A 16,989-nucleotide genomic window follows, 5' to 3' on the forward strand; every position below is an offset into this window, starting at 1 on the left:
TCCGCGCCAGCCTCCGACGACTCCCGTCTCTGACGAGACACCCTGTTTTCCGACAAGGAGAAAACATTGCTCGACGTAACCACTTTCGATGAGCTGCGCATCGGCCTCGCGACGGCCGATGACATCCGTCGCTGGTCGCACGGTGAAGTGAAGAAGCCCGAGACCATCAACTACCGCACCCTGAAGCCCGAGAAGGACGGACTGTTCGGCGAGCAGATCTTCGGACCCTCTCGCGACTGGGAGTGCTCCTGCGGCAAGTACAAGCGAGTCCGCTTCAAGGGCATCGTCTGCGAGCGCTGCGGCGTCGAGGTCACCAAGTCCTCGGTCCGCCGCGAGCGGATGGGCCACATCGAGCTCGCCGCCCCCGTCACCCACATCTGGTACTTCAAGGGCGTCCCCTCGCGCCTCGGATACCTGCTGGACATGGCGCCGAAGGACCTCGAGAAGGTCATCTACTTCGCGGCGTACATGATCATCGACGTGGACGACGACGGCCGTCACGCCGACATGCCCGGTCTCGAGAACGAGCTCCGGCTCGAGATCAAGACCCTCTCGGACCAGCGCGACTCCCGCATCGCGGACCGCCTGGCGCGCCTGGAGACCGACCTCGCCGCTCTGGAGGCGGAGGGCGCCAAGAGCGACCAGAAGCGCCGCACCAAGGACGGCGCCGAGAAGGAGATGGGCCAGATCCGCAAGTCCTTCGACGAGGACATCGCGCGGCTCGAGAGCGTGTGGGAGCAGTTCCGCACCCTCAAGGTCGGCGACCTCAAGCCCGAGGACGCGGTCTTCAACGAGCTCGTCGACCGGTACGGCGTCTACTTCGAGGCCTACATGGGCGCCGAGGCGATCAAGAAGCGCCTCGAGCAGTTCGACCTCCAGGCCGAGGCCGAGACGCTGCACCTGCAGATCGCCGAGGGCAAGGGTCAGAAGAAGATCCGCGCCATCAAGCGCCTGCGCGTCGTCAACTCGTTCCTCGCCACCGGCAACTCACCGGCCGCGATGGTCCTCGACGTCGTCCCGGTCATCCCGCCGGAGCTGCGCCCGATGGTGCAGCTCGACGGAGGCCGGTTCGCGACGAGCGACCTGAACGACCTCTACCGTCGCGTGATCAACCGCAACAACCGCCTCCGCCGCCTGCTCGACCTCGGTGCCCCCGAGATCATCGTGAACAACGAGAAGCGCATGCTCCAGGAGGCGGTCGACGCCCTCTTCGACAACGGCCGCCGCGGCCGCCCCGTCACCGGAACCGGCAACCGCGCCCTGAAGTCCCTGAGCGACATGCTCAAGGGAAAGCAGGGTCGCTTCCGCCAGAACCTGCTGGGCAAGCGCGTCGACTACTCGGGCCGCTCGGTCATCATCGTCGGCCCGCAGCTCAAGCTGCACCAGTGCGGTCTGCCCAAGCAGATGGCGCTGGAGCTGTTCAAGCCGTTCGTGATCAAGCGCCTGATCGACCTGTCGCACGCGCAGAACATCAAGGCCGCCAAGCGCATGGTGGAGCGCTCGCGCCCGCAGGTGTGGGACGTGCTCGAGGAGATCATCCGCGAGCGCCCCGTCCTGCTGAACCGCGCGCCCACGCTGCACCGTCTCGGCATCCAGGCCTTCGAGCCCCAGCTGGTCGAGGGCAAGGCGATCCAGCTGCACCCGCTCGTGTGCGCCGCCTTCAACGCGGACTTCGACGGCGACCAGATGGCCGTCCACCTGCCGCTGTCCGTCGAGGCCCAGGCCGAGGCGCGCATCCTGATGCTCGCGTCGAACAACATCCTCAAGCCCTCGGACGGCCGTCCGGTCACCCTGCCCACGCAGGACATGATCATCGGCCTCCACCACCTGACGACGATCCGCGAGGGCGCCGCCGGCGAGGGCCGCGCGTTCTCCTCCGTCTCGGAGGCGATCCTCGCGAAGGACCAGGGCTCGCTGCACCTGAACTCGAAGGTCAGGATCCGCATGTCGGACGTGTACTTCGCGCAGGGTCAGGCCCCCGAGGGCGTCGAGATCGACGAGAACGGCAAGGTCACCGCGCCGGTCCTCCTCGAGACCACGCTCGGCCGCGCCCTCTTCAACGAGGCGCTGCCGGTGGACTACCCCTACTTCGAGCAGGTCGCCGACAAGACGACCATCTCCGGGATCGTCAACGACCTCGCGGAGCGCTACCCGAAGGTGGAGGTCGCCGCCTCGCTCGACCGGATCAAGGACGCCGGCTTCTACTGGGCCACCCGCTCGGGTGTCACCGTGGCGCTGTCCGACATCCTCACGCCTCCGTCGAAGCCCGAGATCATCGCGGGCTACGAGAAGAAGGCCGCCAAGGTCGAGTCCGAGTACGACAAGGGTCTGACCACTCAGGCCGAGCGCCGCCAGGAGCTCGTGAAGATCTGGACCGAGGCGACCGACGAGGTCGCCAAGGCCATGCGCGCGAACTTCCCGACGGACAACACCATCAACCGCATGGTCACCTCCGGTGCCCGCGGAAACTGGCTGCAGGTGCGCAACATCGCCGGCATGCGAGGCCTGGTGAACAACCCGAAGGGCGAGATCATCGCCCGACCGATCATCTCCTCGTACCGCGAGGGCCTGTCGGTCGCCGAGTACTTCATCGCCACGCACGGTGCCCGCAAGGGCCTGGCCGACACCGCGCTCCGCACCGCGGACTCGGGCTACCTGACGCGTCGACTCGTCGACGTCTCGCAGGACGTCATCATCCGCGAGGAGGACTGCGGCACCTCGAAGGGCCTCGACCTGCCGATCATGCTCCAGGACGCCACCGGCGCCTGGATCAAGGACTCCAACGTCGAGAACTCCGTCTACGCCCGTTCGCTCGCCACCCCGGCGTCGAACGAGGCCGGCGAGCTCGTCGCCGAGGCCGGCGAGGACGTGGGCGACGTGCTCATCGAGAAGCTGGTCGGAGCGGGCGTGCGCCACATCAAGGTGCGCTCCGTCCTGACCTGCGAGTCCGCCGTCGGCGTCTGCGCGGCCTGCTACGGCCGCTCGCTCGCCACCGGCAAGCTCGTCGACATCGGAGAGGCCGTCGGCATCATCGCGGCCCAGTCGATCGGCGAGCCCGGCACGCAGCTCACGATGCGCACCTTCCACACCGGTGGATCGGCCTCGGCCGACGACATCACGCAGGGTCTTCCCCGCGTGCAGGAGCTCTTCGAGGCCCGCACCCCCAAGGGCGCGTCGCCGATCGCGGAGGCCGCCGGCCGGATCACCATCGAGGACACCGACCGTGCCCGCCGCGTCATCCTCCAGCCGGACAACGGCGACGAGGCGGTCATCTACCCGGTGCTCAAGCGCTCGCAGCTCCTCATCGAGGACGGCCAGCACGTCGAGCTCGGGCAGCAGCTGCACGTCGGAACGGTCGACCCCAAGGAGGTCCTGCGCGTGCTGGGCGTCCGCGAGGTCCAGAAGCACCTGGTGGGCGGCGTCCAGGGCGTCTACCGCTCGCAGGGTGTGCCGATCCACGACAAGCACATCGAGGTCATCGTGCGTCAGATGCTCCGCAAGGTCACCGTGGTCGACCACGGCGACACGGAGCTGCTGCCGGGCGAGCTCGTCGACCGCTCGCGCTACAGCGAGGTCAACCGTGCGGCTCTGACCGAGGGCAAGCGGACCGCGTCCGCCCGCCAGGAGGTCATGGGCATCACCAAGGCCTCGCTCGCGACCGAGTCGTGGCTGTCGGCCGCGTCCTTCCAGGAGACCACCCGCGTCCTGACGCAGGCGGCCATGGAGGGCAAGCGCGACCCGCTGATGGGCCTGAAGGAGAACGTGATCATCGGAAAGCTGATCCCGGCGGGAACCGGTCTGCCCAAGTACCGGAACGTGTCGGTCGAGGCGACCGAGGAGGCGAAGGCCGAGCGGTACCCCAACCGCATCTTCGCCGACGACGCCGCGTTCAGCGACGCCGACCTCTCGTTCGTGGACTTCGACTCGTTCTCGAGCGACGGCTACGAGCCGGGCAACTACAGCTGATTGAGATGAGCTGAACGATCGAAGGCCCCGTCGGGACACCGGCGGGGCCTTCGACGTCCCCGGCCCGCGGTCACCCGCACGGGGGGGGCCGCCCGTTCGCGACGAGCGGCCTTCCCCACGGCGGCGGGATGATTGACTCGACAGGTGCTCGTCGGGTCGAGCCTGTACCCGTTCCCCCGTCCTGGTCGCGGCACATGAGGAAACGCGCGGATGAGACTCGTGATCGTCGTGCTGGCCGCACTGCTCGTGGTGGTCGGTGCCGTCGTCGTGCCCGCGGGGCGGGCGGAGGCGGCGGAGGCGGTCGCTCCCTCGTCCTGCGGCGTGGCGGAGCTGGCTCCCGTGCTCACGGGGGACGACGTCCGGCCGCGCTCCGCCGCCGCCCTGGTCCCCATCGTGATGCTGCACGGGTGGCTGGGCACGGCGACCCACGACGCCGACCGCACGGGGGCCTTCTCCCACCTCGTCGACATGGTGTCCTCCGAGTCGGCGACCCCTCCGCTCGACGCTCCCGAGCCGTCCCTCCTCGGGCGGCTGCAGCAGATCGACGGCGCCGCGGTCTACACCTTCGACTACCGCCGGCTCGCCGCGCGCTGGGTGACCGACCCGGGGATCAGCGACGCGCTCGCCTCCTCGATCGCGTGCCTCGTCTCCGCGACCGGGCACCGCGCCGTCGTCGTCGCGCACTCGATGGGCGGCCTCGCTGCGCGTCAGGCGCTGAACGGCGCGGTCGACGGCACCGCCGTCTCCTCGATGGTCTCGTCCGTCCTCACCTTCGGCACCCCGAACACGGGATCCGATGTCGCGGAGCGCCTCGGACGGATGGTCGACGACTCCGGTCAGGTCAGCCCCGCGGTGATCGCGGGACTGGACCCGCAGAGCCGGCTGAGCGTCTCGGCGATGCTCGCCTCCTGCGGGGACGCCGTCTCGGAGGACGCCGAGCACGCGGGGGAGTGCACGGGAGTGCCGATGATCGACGCCCTCGCCTCGGCGGCGGGCAAGGGTCTGCGGACGGGATCGACCGAGCTCGGCTCCCTGCCGCCCTGGCCCGCCGGCGTGCACGTGACGGCGCTGGTGGGCGACATCCAGGTGACCGCCGCGGTGGCGCTCGGTCTTGCCAGCGCCCCGGTGGACCTCGGCGACATCATGGTCGCGACCGGATCGGCGACGGCCGGAGTCGATGACTACGTGGTCTCGACCTGCCGCTACACGTACCTCGCCGCAGCCGACGTGCCGTCCCTCGTCGCCGAGCTCTCGCCGTTCGCGCGGCTCGGCGACGCCCTGCGCTTCGCGAAGCTCGTGGTCGACGTCGACGCGAGCCCGTGCCACCACGCGCGGCTGACCCGGAACGTCGACCTCGTCGAGCACGCCACCGCCGTCGTGTCGGACGTCGTCGCGGGCGCGCTGTCCGCTCCGCACGCCTCTCGAGCGCAGACCGCGGCGAGGGCGCTCCCGGCGGCGGAGGAGTCCCGGAGGCGGTCCTCGTGACCGGGTGGCGGCCGCCACGAGGAGACATCATGTCGCGTCAGTTGACGGACGTCTGTCGGGAAGCATATGGTCGGACCGGCCCATGGGGAGGCCGCCTGGGGGACAGGCAGCGCGGCCCGCGCGGCACCCGAGCCGCATGCGCGGGCCGCGCCCGTCTCCGATCTCCTCTCACGTTCCGCGCTCCGTCCGGGTACGCTCGGCTGCAGCAGATGCCGGAGGAACCTCCGTGCATCCCGGCGCCGGAGGCCTGATGAGCGACGACCCCCTCGACGCGGAGGAGTCGGCGCGTCCTCCGCGCCTGACCCGCGATCAGGTCCGCACCCGCCTGCTGGACGCCGCTCTGGCGGTCGTCCGCGCCGAGGGCCTGCGCGTCGGAGTCGCTCACCTGCCCCTCGAGGACGTCATCCGCTCGGCGGGCGTGCCGCGCAGCACCGTGTACCGGATCTGGCCCACCCGCCAGTCCTTCTACGACGAGCTGATCGCCGCGATCCCGGAGCGGGTCCTCGCCACCCGGCTCGATCAGCCGTCCCTGCGGGCCGGGAACGCCCACCTCCACCGGAGCCTCGACCCGGAGCCCACCCCGGCGCAGCGCCGCGAGGCTCTGATCGCCTCCGTCCGGATCGCCGTGGACGCGAACGTCGACAACGTCTTCTCGGCGCAGCACTGGCGCAACTTCATCGCTCTCGCCGGCGCGGTCGACTCGCACGAGGAGCCGGCGCGGTCCGCCATCGGCTCCGCTCTGCGCGCCCGTCAGCTGCACTTCATCGACAACATGGCGAAGTACTACGAGCACACCCTCGCCGAGGCGGGGCTCCGGCTGCGCCCGGGCCGCGGCTCCGCCGCTCTCGCCTCCGCCGTCTCGGCCCTGGTCGAGGGGCTGTGCGTCGCGCGCATCGCGGCACCGGAACTGGTCACCGGCCCGCTCGACCCGGCCGATCCCGACGGGCCGTCGCTGGCGGTGGTGTCGGTGCTGCTGCTGATCGACGGGTTCACCGAACCGGACGAGTGATCCGGGCGGCGGATCCGCTCAGTCCTCCGCGACCGGCTCCAGCATCCCGTCGACGATCGAGCGGATCGTCCAGGCCGCGAGGGTCCACTCGACCGGCTCGCCGTCGAGGCCGGGGGCGGTCACCGGAGCGTCGAGGTCGTCGTCGAGGAGCCGGCCGCGGTGCGCGAGCCCGTCGACCACGATCGCGGTGAGGTGGGCGAGCTGGAGCGTCGTGAATCCCGGGCGCATCGTGCCGCCGAAGACCGCCAGCGTCTCCTCGTAGAAGTCGCGCATCCGGCGAGTGAGCATGCCCTCGATCCGCTTCGCCGTGGCGCGCACCGCGTCGCGCGCAGGCCCCTCCTCCATCGAGAACGTGCAGGCGAGCAGCGCGTTGTAGGACGACCAGTCGGCGGAGCGGCGCAGCGACTCGGCGTTCGCCCGCGCGCCGATGCGGATGGTCTCCCAGGCGACCCGCCGACGGCCGGCGGCGGTGGAGAGCAGCTCGGCGGAGCGGTCGTAGACCTCGCGCATCTCCTGCTGAGCCTCGGGATCGGAGCCCTCCGCGTACCGGTCCCGCACGAAGACCTCCCCGATGAGGTCGGCCACGAACTCCTCGCGGGTGCTCCAGATGCGGTAGACGGAGCTGCGCGGCACCCCGGCCAGACGGATGTACTCCTCCATGGGCAGGTGCGCGAAGCTCACCGTGAGGCCGTGGTTCGAGACGACGTCGCGCGCCGTGGTGATCATCCGGCTGCGGACCTGCTCCGCAGGGATCCTCCGGGCCCGCCGGGAGCCCTCTGCGCTGTCGTCCATGGAGAGGGACATTAGCCCCAGACGGCGCCGCGGGGGGTCCTCAACGCGCTCCGTGAGCCGATCCGGAGCGCTCTGTCGGCGTCCTCACACTGAGACGGAATGTCCCGTCGCGTGCGCGACGTCGCAGCGGCCCGCTACGGTGCAGCCGGGGCGGACCCGAACCTGCCCCTGCTAGGGGACCCCCGTGACCGGATTCGATCGGTTCACGCTGGCCGTCGTGGACGGACCAGCGATCGAGCGCGCCGCGCTTCAGGCGCTGCTCGCACAGCTGCTGCCGCAGTTCTCGCACGACGAGGAGGGCGTCGACCGCATCGCGGTCCTCGACCTCGACGGCGTGCCCGGCGAGGAGGTGGCCGACACTCTCGAGCGCGCGGCGGCCCGGACCGTCGGACTCGTCGTGCTCTCCTCCTCCGACTCCCTGGAGCCGGTGCGGGCGGTGCTGCGACGGGAGAGAGCGGCCTACGTCTGGAAGGGCGACGACCCGAGCGAGCTCGCCGCGGCGGTCGTCTCGGTCGCCTCCGGCCGCACCTGGATCTCGGACACGGCCCGACACCGGCTCGTGCACGGGCGCGAGGAGCGCCGCCCGGTGCTGAGCCCGCAGGAGAGCCGCGTGATGCGCGCCTACGGAGCGGGTGCCGCGGTCCGCACCGTCGCGGTCGACCTCAGCGTCGCCGAGCACACCGTCCGCACCTACATCAAGCGGATCCGCGCCAAGTACCTCGAGACCGGCGTCACGCTCGATTCACGGGTCGACTTCTACCGCCACCTCGGTGACCACGACGTCGCGATCCGCCGCGGCGGAGACCGGGTGCGGGCCGGCGCGCAGCAGGCGGTCGGCGACGTGGTCGGCGATCGCCGAGCCTGAGGCGAGCAGGATCGCGTTCCCGCTGGTGCGCCCCTCGACGAACGCGGTCGATCCGACCGCTGCGGTGACCGGGAGCAGCCCGCGGACGACCCCGCGCAGGCGGTCCAGCCTCCGGTGGTCGGCGTCGTCGGCGACGTTGACCGCGAGGAGCCCGTCGGCGCCGACCCGGGCGGCGAGCGGGGCGAGGACGGACGCGCGGTAGAACGCCTCGGGGATCTCGTCCCCGTCGTACACGTCGAGCACGACGAGGTCGGCGCTCCAGGGCGGCAGGGGCCCTGCGGCGTCGGCCGTGAGAAGCCGGACGCGCGCGCCGCGGGGGAGCGGGGCGTGCTCGAGCACGAACTCCACGAGTCCCGCCGCGCTCTCGACCGCGAGCTGCTCGGAGCCCGGCCGGGTCGCGTCGACGTAGCGGGCCAGGGCCAGGGCGCCGGCTCCGAGGTGCAGCACGCGCAGCGGCTCGCCGGGAGGGGCGGCGGCGTCGACCACCGCGCCGAGGCGCGCGAGGTACTCGAGGTGCAGGGCACGGGGATCGCCCGGATCGATCAGCGACTGCTCCGCGCCGTCGACCGTGAGAAGCAGCGCCTCCGGCCGCACCGGATCCGGCCCCAGCACGGCCCTGCGGCCTCCCGGCAGCACGAGGGACGGAGGCATCCCGTCACGCTAGCGCTCCTCGCGCGAGCCGCCCCGCCGCCGCTACGGTGACAGGCATGGCCGCCCTGATCCTGCTCGACGTCGACGGCGTCCTGAACCCCTCCGTCCGCAGCGATCGCGCCTCGGGCTCGCACCGCCTGGAGCTCGAGCCGGAGCGGGAGGCGCTCGTGGCCCGGCTGGCCGCGGTCGGCACGATCGTCTGGGCCACCACCTGGCCGCCGCGCTTGACGCGGGTCCTCGCGCAGGACCTCGGGCTGCCGGCCGGCACAGAGGCGATCGTCTTCGACGGGGGCCTTCCGCGCGACCCGCGATTCCCGGGCCGGACGGGCAAGCTCCAGCCCGTCGCGGTGTGGCTGGAGGCGGCCGCCGAGCGCGACCCGATCGACGCCGTGGTGTGGATCGACGACAACCTCCACGAGGACGCCTACGACTGGGCGCGCGAGCAGAGCACCCCCTTCCACCTGGTGCGTCCGGAGTCGGCGACGGGCCTCACGAGCGAGGAGGTCGACGGCGCCGAGCGCTTCCTGGCCGGACTCCCGGCGTCACACGGCGACATGCGGGAATAGGGCCGCCCCCTCCACTGGTTATCGTCACTCCGGGCGGTTCCGCCGAGCAGCGGTCCGCCCCTGGACGACCCGTCCCCTCGTCGATCCCCGCGCCGCATCCGGCGCAGCGGGACCGCCACGACTCCGTGATGCACCGAAGGACAACACCGTGACCCTCTCCGCCCGCACCTCCCTGCGCGTCCTGGTCGGCACGACCGCCGCCGCCGCCGCCCTGGTCCTCGCCGGCTGCGCGCCCGCCTCGACCGACGACGTGGTCTCCGGCTCGAGCGGCGAGGGCACCGCCTCCGCGAGCTCCGGCCTGACCCTGGCCGAGGTGGAGGACTCGGGGAAGCTCACCATCGGCACCGAGGGCACCTACCCGCCCTTCTCCTTCCACGCCGACGGCGGGACCGGAGCTCTCACCGGCTACGACGTCGACGTGATCACCGCCGTGGCCGAGAAGCTGGGCGTCGAGCCCGACTTCCAGGAGACGCAGTGGGACGCGATGTTCGCGGGCCTGGACGGCGCGCGCTTCGACGTGATCGCGAACCAGGTCTCGATCAACGACGAGCGCGAGGCGAAGTACGACTTCTCGGAGCCGTACTCGGTCAGCCCCGGCGTCGTGATCGTCCCCTCGAGCGACACCTCGATCACGGACCTCGCCGGCCTCTCCGGCAAGACCACCGCGCAGTCGCTCTCGAGCAACTGGTACACCGTCGCGCAGGAGAACGGTGCCGAGGTCGAGGGTGTCGAGGGCTGGGCGCAGGCCATCGCCCTCGTCGAGCAGGGACGCGTCGACGCGACCGTGAACGACCGCCTCACCTGGCTCGACTGGTCCACGACCTACCCCGACCAGGCCGCGGGCCTCAAGGTCGCCGTCACCACCGACGACACCTCCGAGAGCGCCTTCACCTTCCCGAAGGGCTCGGACGACCTCGTCGAGGCCGTCGACTCCGCCCTCGACGAGCTGCGCGAGGACGGCACCCTCGCCTCCATCTCCGAGCGCTACTTCGGAGCCGACGTCTCCCAGTAGTCCGGCACCGAGACGGCTCCTCCCCTCCCGGGAGGGGCCGTCTCGTGCGTGAGCGGCGCCGACGCGGGGCGCGGCGGAGCGGCTCAGGCCGCGGGTCCGCCCGCAAGAGCGCCCGCCCCGGCGCGAAGCGTGCCAGCATTCCCGAGGAGGCGGACACGATCCGCCCCGACGCCACCACCCGATCGAGCCGACCGCGGATCCTCCCGCGAAGGCGGGAGAACACAATGGACCTCGTCCTCCGGTCGTTCTGGCCGATCCTCTCCGGGGGCATCGTCGGGACGATCCCGCTCGCGCTGGCGAGCTTCGCCATCGGGCTCGTGCTCGCGCTCGCGGTCGCCCTGATGCGGCTCTCGCGCGTGCGGATCCTCTCGTGGATCGCGCGCGCCTACATCTCCGTCATCCGGGGCACGCCGCTCCTGGTACAGCTGTTCGTGATCTTCTACGGCCTGCCGAGCCTCGGACTGAAGATCGACCCCTGGCCCAGCGCCACCATCGCGTTCGCCCTCAACGTGGGCGGCTACGCGGCGGAGGTCATCCGCGCGGCGATCCTCAGCGTCCCGAAGGGGCAGTGGGAGGCGGCGCACACGATCGGGATGAGCCGCTCGCTCTCGCTGCGGCGCATCATCCTGCCGCAGGCCGCGCGCGTCTCCGTCCCGCCCCTGTCGAACACCTTCATCTCGCTGGTGAAGGACACCTCGCTGGCCTCCCTCATCCTGGTGACCGAGCTCTTCCGGCAGGCGCAGAAGATCGCCACCGCGTCGAGCGAGTTCATGCTCCTCTACCTCGAGGCCGCTCTGATCTACTGGCTCATCTGCCTGGTGCTCTCCAGCGGCCAGGGCCTGCTCGAGAAGCGATTGGACCGCTATGTCGCCCGCTGACACCCCGACCGACGCCCGGCCCGTGCTCACGGCCCGCGGACTCCGGAAGTCGTTCGGCGGGGTGGAGGTGCTGCGCGGCATCGACCTGGAGGTCCGCCGCGGCGAGGTCGTCGCCCTGATCGGGCCGTCCGGCTCGGGCAAGACCACCGTCCTGCGCTCGCTGAACAGTCTCGAGGTGCCGGACGGCGGGGTGGTCGAGCTCGCCGACGGCAGCGTCCTCGACTTCGACCGCGGCGTCGGCCGGAAGGCGCTGACCAAGCTGCGCGACCACTCCGCGATGGTCTTCCAGCACTTCAACCTCTTCCCGCACCTGACGGTCCTCCAGAACGTGACGGAGGGGCCGCTGCGGGTGCAGCGCCGTCCCGCGTCCGAGGTGGTCCCGGAGGCGGAGCGCCTGCTCGAGCGCGTCGGCCTCGGCGGCCGGGGGGGCGCCTACCCCTTCGAGCTCTCCGGTGGTCAGCAGCAGCGCGTGGGCATCGTCCGGGCACTCGCGCTGCGGCCCGATCTGCTCCTCTTCGACGAGCCCACCTCGGCGCTGGACCCGGAGCTGGTCGGCGACGTGCTCTCGCTGATGCGGGAGCTGGCGGGGGAGGGCTGGACCATGCTCGTCGTGACGCACGAGCTCGAGTTCGCCCGGCAGGTGGCCTCGGAAGTCGTCTTCATGGCCGACGGCGTGGTCGTCGAGCGGGGCGCCCCCGCGCAGATCCTCCGGGAGCCGCGCGAGCCGCGCACCCGGCAGTTCCTGCACCGCCTCCTCCACCCGCTCGAGTAGACGATCGGCGCTGTCCCCCATCGACGGGGAGCCGCGCGGCGCACCGGGCGCGGCGGACGGCGTGCCTATGCTGTCCGGGTGACCTGGAGCAGCGACGCCGAGACCACGCGGATCCCCTCCGCGACCGAGACGTCCGGCGGAACCGGACCCCAGCCGACCCGCGAGTACGTCTGGCCCGAGCCCGTGACCGGCCGGCAGCCGACCGTCGAGCCCGCCGCCCCGGCCGCCGCGGCGTCGGCCCCTAGCGCCCTCGGGCCGGTCGAGGCCGAGCCCGAGCCGACCCGGCGCTCCGGCAACCGCCTCGCGGGCCTCGCGCTCGCCCTCCTGACGACCGCGGTCTTCGCCGTCCTGTACCTCGTCGCCCTCACCGCGATCCGCCTCCTCGTCGACCGCGTCGGCGGCGATCCGGTCGCCCTCGCGCTCGAGGTGGCGCCGACCCCGCTGTTCCTCGCCCCGGTCGCCGCGTTCCTCGTCGGCCTGGCGCTGATCGTGCTCGTCGTGAACCGCGCGGGCTGGTGGGCCTACGTCCTCGGCGGCTTCCTGGTCGCCCTCCTCACGGCTGCGGCCGCGCTGGTCGGCGGCTGGAGCGCCGTCGGACCGCTCGCCCTGCCGATCGACCGCTCCGTCGCGCTCGCGTTCGTCCGCGATCCCGCCGTCCTCGCGGCGGTCCTCGCCGCGGGCGTCCTCGGCCGGGAGGCGAGCGTCTGGGGCGGCGCCGCGATCGCGGGCCGCGCCCGGGGCGTCAAGCGCCGCAACGCCGAGCGCGAAGCGGCCGCGCAGTCGTGACTCCGGAGCGGCAGGGGCAGGGCCGCGGAGCCGGGCTGGGCTACGGCCTCGCGCTGGCCGGCTTCGCCGCGTTCCTCTACCTCGCTCTGGTCGTCTGCGGGTTCGGGGTCCTCAGCCTCCTGCTGGACCAGGACGTCGTGCCCGAGCGCGACGCCGGCCCGCTGCTGGGGCCGGTGTCGGTGGCGGTCTGCGTCGTCGCCGTGCTGGTCGCGATGGTGACCCTCGCCGCCCGTCCCGCCGTCCACCGCGTCCTCGGCCCGTCGCTGCTGACCGGGGTCGTCGTCTACCTGCTCTTCCTCCTCACGGGCGGAGCGCTCTACGGGCTCGGCCGTCAGGAGCCGGGGGAGATCCTCGGCTGGATCCTCGCTCATGCGCCCACTGTCTTCGCGATCGCGACCGGCGTGCTCGCGGCCGCCGTCCAGCTCGTGTTCCTCCTGCTCCTGGCCCGTCGCGACGCCGGCGGCCGCAGCCCCCACTGGGGCTGGGAGGGCGACGAGCGGGAGTGACGGCGGAGCCCCGGCGCGGGTCGTCGCGCCGCCGCGGCATCTCCCAGGGCGAACGCCGCTCGGTTGACCGGCCCCGTCACTCCCCGTAATATTCTTCGGGTGTGCGCTTTGCCGTGCGCTTGTGTCGTGCCTCCGGGTCGATGCGGTCGCCGCACTTCGCTCTACCGGGTCCGCGAGGATCCGCGGGTTCGTCCGATCGGGCGGCCCCCACGGCATACCCCTCACCCTCCCGGTCCCGCTCGCGGGGCCGCGGGGTGCGTCGGGTCCAGATGAACTCGGCCGTTCCCGGAGACGGGAGGGCCGAATGTCGACCATCGATCCGCTGTCACCGTGCAGCATTCAAGGAGCAAAACCAGTGCCAACGATTCAGCAGTTGGTCCGCAAGGGACGCACGCCGAAGGTCACCAAGACCAAGGCGCCCGCCCTGAAGGCCAACCCCCAGCAGCGCGGCGTCTGCACGCGCGTCTACACGACCACGCCCAAGAAGCCGAACTCGGCCCTCCGCAAGGTGGCCCGCGTGAAGCTCTCCAACGGCACCGAGGTCACCGCCTACATCCCCGGCGAGGGCCACAACCTGCAGGAGCACTCGATGGTGCTCGTGCGCGGCGGTCGCGTCAAGGACCTCCCCGGTGTCCGCTACAAGATCGTTCGCGGCGCCCTGGACACCCAGGCCGTCAAGAACCGCAAGCAGGCTCGCAGCCGGTACGGCGCGAAGATGGAGAAGAAGTAATGCCTCGTAAGGGCCCCGCTCCCAAGCGCCCCGTCGTCGCAGACCCCGTCTACGGCGCCCCCATCGTCAGCCAGCTCGTCAACAAGATCCTCCTGGACGGCAAGAAGGGCCTCGCCGAGCGCATCGTCTACGGTGCCCTCGAGGGCGTCGCCGGCAAGAACGGCCAGGACGCGGTCGTCACCCTCAAGAAGGCGCTCGACAACGTCCGCCCGACCCTCGAGGTCCGCAGCCGCCGCGTCGGCGGCTCGACCTACCAGGTCCCGGTCGAGGTCAAGCCCCACCGCGCCAACACCCTCGCGCTCCGCTGGCTCACCAGCTACGCGAAGGCCCGTCGCGAGAAGACGATGACCGAGCGTCTCATGAACGAGATCCTCGACGCGTCGAACGGTCTGGGCGCCGCTGTCAAGCGTCGCGAGGACACCCACAAGATGGCCGAGTCGAACAAGGCCTTCGCGCACTACCGCTGGTAGCGCACCCCGCGGCCGCCTCCGGGCGACCGCGACCACCGGGCCCGCGGCGTCAGCGCTGCGGGCCCGGTCCCGGCGGCGGATCGCCCGATCCCCGCGACCGGGCGACCGCCACCACCAGAATCCCAGCCATTCGGCCATGAACCCGGTGCGCTGGCTCCATCACCTATCGGAGGAACTCCGTGGCACAAGATGTGCTCACCGACCTGAACAAGGTCCGCAACATCGGCATCATGGCCCACATCGATGCCGGCAAGACCACCACCACCGAGCGCATCCTGTTCTACACGGGTATCACGCACAAGATCGGCGAGGTCCACGACGGCGCCGCGACGATGGACTGGATGGCGCAGGAGCAGGAGCGCGGCATCACGATCACGTCCGCCGCGACGACCTGCTTCTGGAACAAGAACCAGATCAACATCATCGACACCCCCGGTCACGTCGACTTCACGGTCGAGGTCGAGCGCTCGCTCCGCGTCCTCGACGGCGCCGTCGCCGTCTTCGACGGCAAGGAGGGCGTCGAGCCCCAGTCCGAGACCGTCTGGCGTCAGGCCGACAAGTACGACGTCCCGCGCATCTGCTTCGTCAACAAGATGGACAAGCTCGGCGCCGACTTCTACTACACGGTCGACACGATCATCAAGCGCCTCGGCGCGAAGCCGCTGGTCATCCAGCTGCCCATCGGCGCCGAGTCCTCCTTCGAGGGCGTCGTCGACCTGGTCGAGATGCGCGCGCTCACGTGGCGCGGCGACTCGAAGGGCGACGTCGCGCTCGGCGCGAAGTACGAGATCGAGGAGATCCCGGCCGATCTGGCCGACAAGGCGGCGGAGTACCGCGAGAAGCTCCTCGAGACCGTCGCGGAGACCTCCGACGAGCTGCTCGAGAAGTACTTCGGCGGTGAGGAGCTCACCGTCGCGGAGATCAAGGGCGCCATCCGCAAGATGACCGTCAACTCCGAGATCTACCCGGTGCTCTGCGGCTCCGCGTTCAAGAACCGCGGCGTCCAGCCGATGCTCGACGCGGTCGTCGACTACCTCCCCTCCCCGCTCGACGTCCCCGCCATCGAGGCGCACGACGTCCGCGACGAGGAGAAGGTCATCATGCGCCACGCGGACTCGACCGAGCCCTTCTCGGCGCTCGCGTTCAAGGTCGCCGTGCACCCGTTCTTCGGCCGCCTGACCTACGTCCGCGTCTACTCGGGCAAGCTCGACTCCGGCGCCCAGGTCATCAACTCGACCAAGGGCAAGAAGGAGCGCATCGGCAAGATCTTCCAGATGCACTCCAACAAGGAGAACCCGGTCGACTCGGTCACCGCCGGCCACATCTACGCCGTCATCGGCCTCAAGGACACCACCACCGGTGACACCCTGAGCGACCCGGCCGCGCAGGTCGTGCTCGAGTCGATGACCTTCCCGGAGCCCGTCATCGAGGTCGCCATCGAGCCCAAGACGAAGGCCGACCAGGAGAAGCTCGGCACCGCGATCCAGAAGCTCGCGGAGGAGGACCCCACCTTCCGCACCGAGCAGAACCAGGAGACCGGTCAGACGGTCATCAAGGGAATGGGCGAGCTGCACCTCGACATCCTGGTGGACCGCATGAAGCGCGAGTTCAACGTCGAGGCCAACGTGGGCAAGCCCCAGGTCGCGTACCGCGAGACGATCCGCCGCACGGTCGAGAAGTACGACTACACCCACAAGAAGCAGACGGGTGGCTCCGGCCAGTTCGCGAAGGTCCAGATCACCATCGAGCCGATGGAGGTCGAGGCCGACAAGACCTACGAGTTCGTCAACGGCGTCACCGGTGGCCGAGTCCCGCGCGAGTACATCCCCTCCGTCGACGCGGGCATCCGCGACGCCATGCAGGTCGGCGTGCTCGCCGGCTACCCCATGGTCGGCGTGAAGGCGACCCTGGTCGACGGAGCGGCGCACGACGTCGACTCCTCCGAGATGGCGTTCAAGATCGCCGGCTCGATCGCGTTCAAGGAGGCCTCGCGCAAGGCGCAGCCGGTCCTCCTCGAGCCGCTCATGGCCGTCGAGGTCCGTACTCCCGAGGAGTACATGGGCGACGTCATCGGCGACATCAACTCGCGTCGCGGGATGATCCAGTCGATGGAGGACGCCACCGGCATCAAGGTCATCCGGGCCAACGTCCCGCTGTCCGAGATGTTCGGCTACATCGGAGACCTGCGCTCGAAGACCTCGGGCCGTGCCGTCTACTCGATGACGTTCGAGACCTACGCCGAGGTCCCCAAGGCCGTGGCCGAGGAGATCGTCCAGAAGAACAAGGGCGAGTAGCTCCGCCCCTGGGCCGTCGCCGTTCCCCGGAACGGCGACGGCCTGGTAGTGTCGTGCGGGTTTGCTGCCGAGTGCAGCGCGCCCCCTGTCGCAGCGGGACGGCCGCACGACCACTGCCGGTAACATACGTACACAAAACCCCCGCAAGTCCTCCTGTCCTCGTGTCGCCCCGTGCGGCCGCCCGGATGCGGATGCTTGCACCTAAGT

Annotated in this window: 14 protein-coding genes; 13 read left to right on the forward strand and 1 reads right to left on the reverse strand. The window is 71.0% G+C overall.

Annotated elements, in window-relative coordinates:
- Positions 1 to 66: 66 nt before the first annotated feature.
- From C5C24_RS05445 to C5C24_RS05455, 3 genes are all read left to right on the forward strand, one after another.
- Positions 67 to 3,966 (forward strand): DNA-directed RNA polymerase subunit beta', encoded by a 3,900-nt coding sequence (locus C5C24_RS05445; RefSeq protein ID WP_104224580.1) that lies wholly within the window; start codon positions 67 to 69, stop codon positions 3,964 to 3,966.
- A gap of 210 nt (positions 3,967 to 4,176) precedes the next feature.
- Positions 4,177 to 5,451: a triacylglycerol lipase gene (locus tag C5C24_RS05450; protein ID WP_104304487.1), complete on the forward strand. Its 1,275-nt coding sequence runs from the start codon at positions 4,177 to 4,179 to the stop codon at positions 5,449 to 5,451.
- A gap of 250 nt (positions 5,452 to 5,701) precedes the next feature.
- Positions 5,702 to 6,460, forward strand: coding sequence for a TetR/AcrR family transcriptional regulator (locus tag C5C24_RS05455; protein ID WP_146082528.1), 759 nt, complete (start codon positions 5,702 to 5,704; stop codon positions 6,458 to 6,460).
- 18 nt (positions 6,461 to 6,478) lie between these two features.
- On the opposite strand, the gene C5C24_RS05460 is transcribed toward C5C24_RS05455, so the two are convergent.
- A complete protein-coding gene (locus tag C5C24_RS05460) occupies positions 6,479 to 7,252 on the reverse strand; it encodes a TetR/AcrR family transcriptional regulator (RefSeq protein ID WP_146082529.1) in 774 nt (257 codons plus the stop codon).
- A 184-nt stretch (positions 7,253 to 7,436) separates the two neighbouring features.
- Here C5C24_RS05460 and C5C24_RS05465 point away from each other — a divergent pair, with 184 nt between their 5' ends.
- The 10 genes from C5C24_RS05465 to fusA all read left to right on the forward strand — a co-directional run bounded on the left by C5C24_RS05465 (position 7,437) and on the right by fusA (position 16,782).
- Entirely contained in the window at positions 7,437 to 8,117 is a 681-nt protein-coding gene (locus tag C5C24_RS05465) for a LuxR C-terminal-related transcriptional regulator (RefSeq protein ID WP_104277008.1), read from the forward strand.
- 707 nt (positions 8,118 to 8,824) lie between these two features.
- A complete protein-coding gene (locus tag C5C24_RS05470) occupies positions 8,825 to 9,334 on the forward strand; it encodes an HAD domain-containing protein (RefSeq protein ID WP_104304488.1) in 510 nt (169 codons plus the stop codon).
- A 148-nt stretch (positions 9,335 to 9,482) separates the two neighbouring features.
- Entirely contained in the window at positions 9,483 to 10,346 is an 864-nt protein-coding gene (locus C5C24_RS05475) for an amino acid ABC transporter substrate-binding protein (protein WP_374955321.1), read from the forward strand.
- A 224-nt stretch (positions 10,347 to 10,570) separates the two neighbouring features.
- Complete coding sequence (locus C5C24_RS05480; protein WP_104224574.1) at positions 10,571 to 11,224, forward strand: amino acid ABC transporter permease; 654 nt, start codon at positions 10,571 to 10,573, stop codon at positions 11,222 to 11,224.
- Entirely contained in the window at positions 11,211 to 11,996 is a 786-nt protein-coding gene (locus C5C24_RS05485; protein ID WP_104304489.1) for an amino acid ABC transporter ATP-binding protein, read from the forward strand. Before C5C24_RS05480 ends, C5C24_RS05485 begins: the two co-directional genes overlap by 14 nt.
- Positions 11,997 to 12,074: 78 nt before the next feature.
- The gene (locus tag C5C24_RS05490; RefSeq protein ID WP_104304490.1) at positions 12,075 to 12,782 is read left to right on the forward strand and encodes a hypothetical protein; all 708 of its coding nucleotides are present in this window, start codon (positions 12,075 to 12,077) and stop codon (positions 12,780 to 12,782) included.
- On the forward strand, positions 12,779 to 13,288 hold the full coding sequence (locus C5C24_RS05495; protein WP_104304491.1) for a DUF6121 family protein: 510 nt from the start codon (positions 12,779 to 12,781) through the stop codon (positions 13,286 to 13,288). Before C5C24_RS05490 ends, C5C24_RS05495 begins: the two co-directional genes overlap by 4 nt.
- 355 nt (positions 13,289 to 13,643) lie before the next feature.
- Positions 13,644 to 14,018 carry a 30S ribosomal protein S12 gene (rpsL, locus tag C5C24_RS05500; RefSeq protein ID WP_011186743.1) on the forward strand — a complete coding sequence of 125 codons (375 nt, stop codon included), beginning with the start codon at positions 13,644 to 13,646 and terminating at the stop codon, positions 14,016 to 14,018.
- A complete protein-coding gene (rpsG, locus tag C5C24_RS05505) occupies positions 14,018 to 14,488 on the forward strand; it encodes a 30S ribosomal protein S7 (protein ID WP_068251443.1) in 471 nt (156 codons plus the stop codon). The genes rpsL and rpsG overlap by 1 nt, the downstream gene beginning before the upstream one ends.
- Positions 14,489 to 14,667: 179 nt before the next feature.
- The gene (gene fusA / locus C5C24_RS05510; protein ID WP_104224571.1) at positions 14,668 to 16,782 is read left to right on the forward strand and encodes an elongation factor G; all 2,115 of its coding nucleotides are present in this window, start codon (positions 14,668 to 14,670) and stop codon (positions 16,780 to 16,782) included.
- The last annotated feature ends 207 nt before the right edge of the window (positions 16,783 to 16,989 follow it).

Origin of the sequence: Rathayibacter sp. AY2B3, from assembly GCF_002931755.1 — a bacterium.
Taxonomy (GTDB): Bacteria; Actinomycetota; Actinomycetes; order Actinomycetales; family Microbacteriaceae; genus Rathayibacter.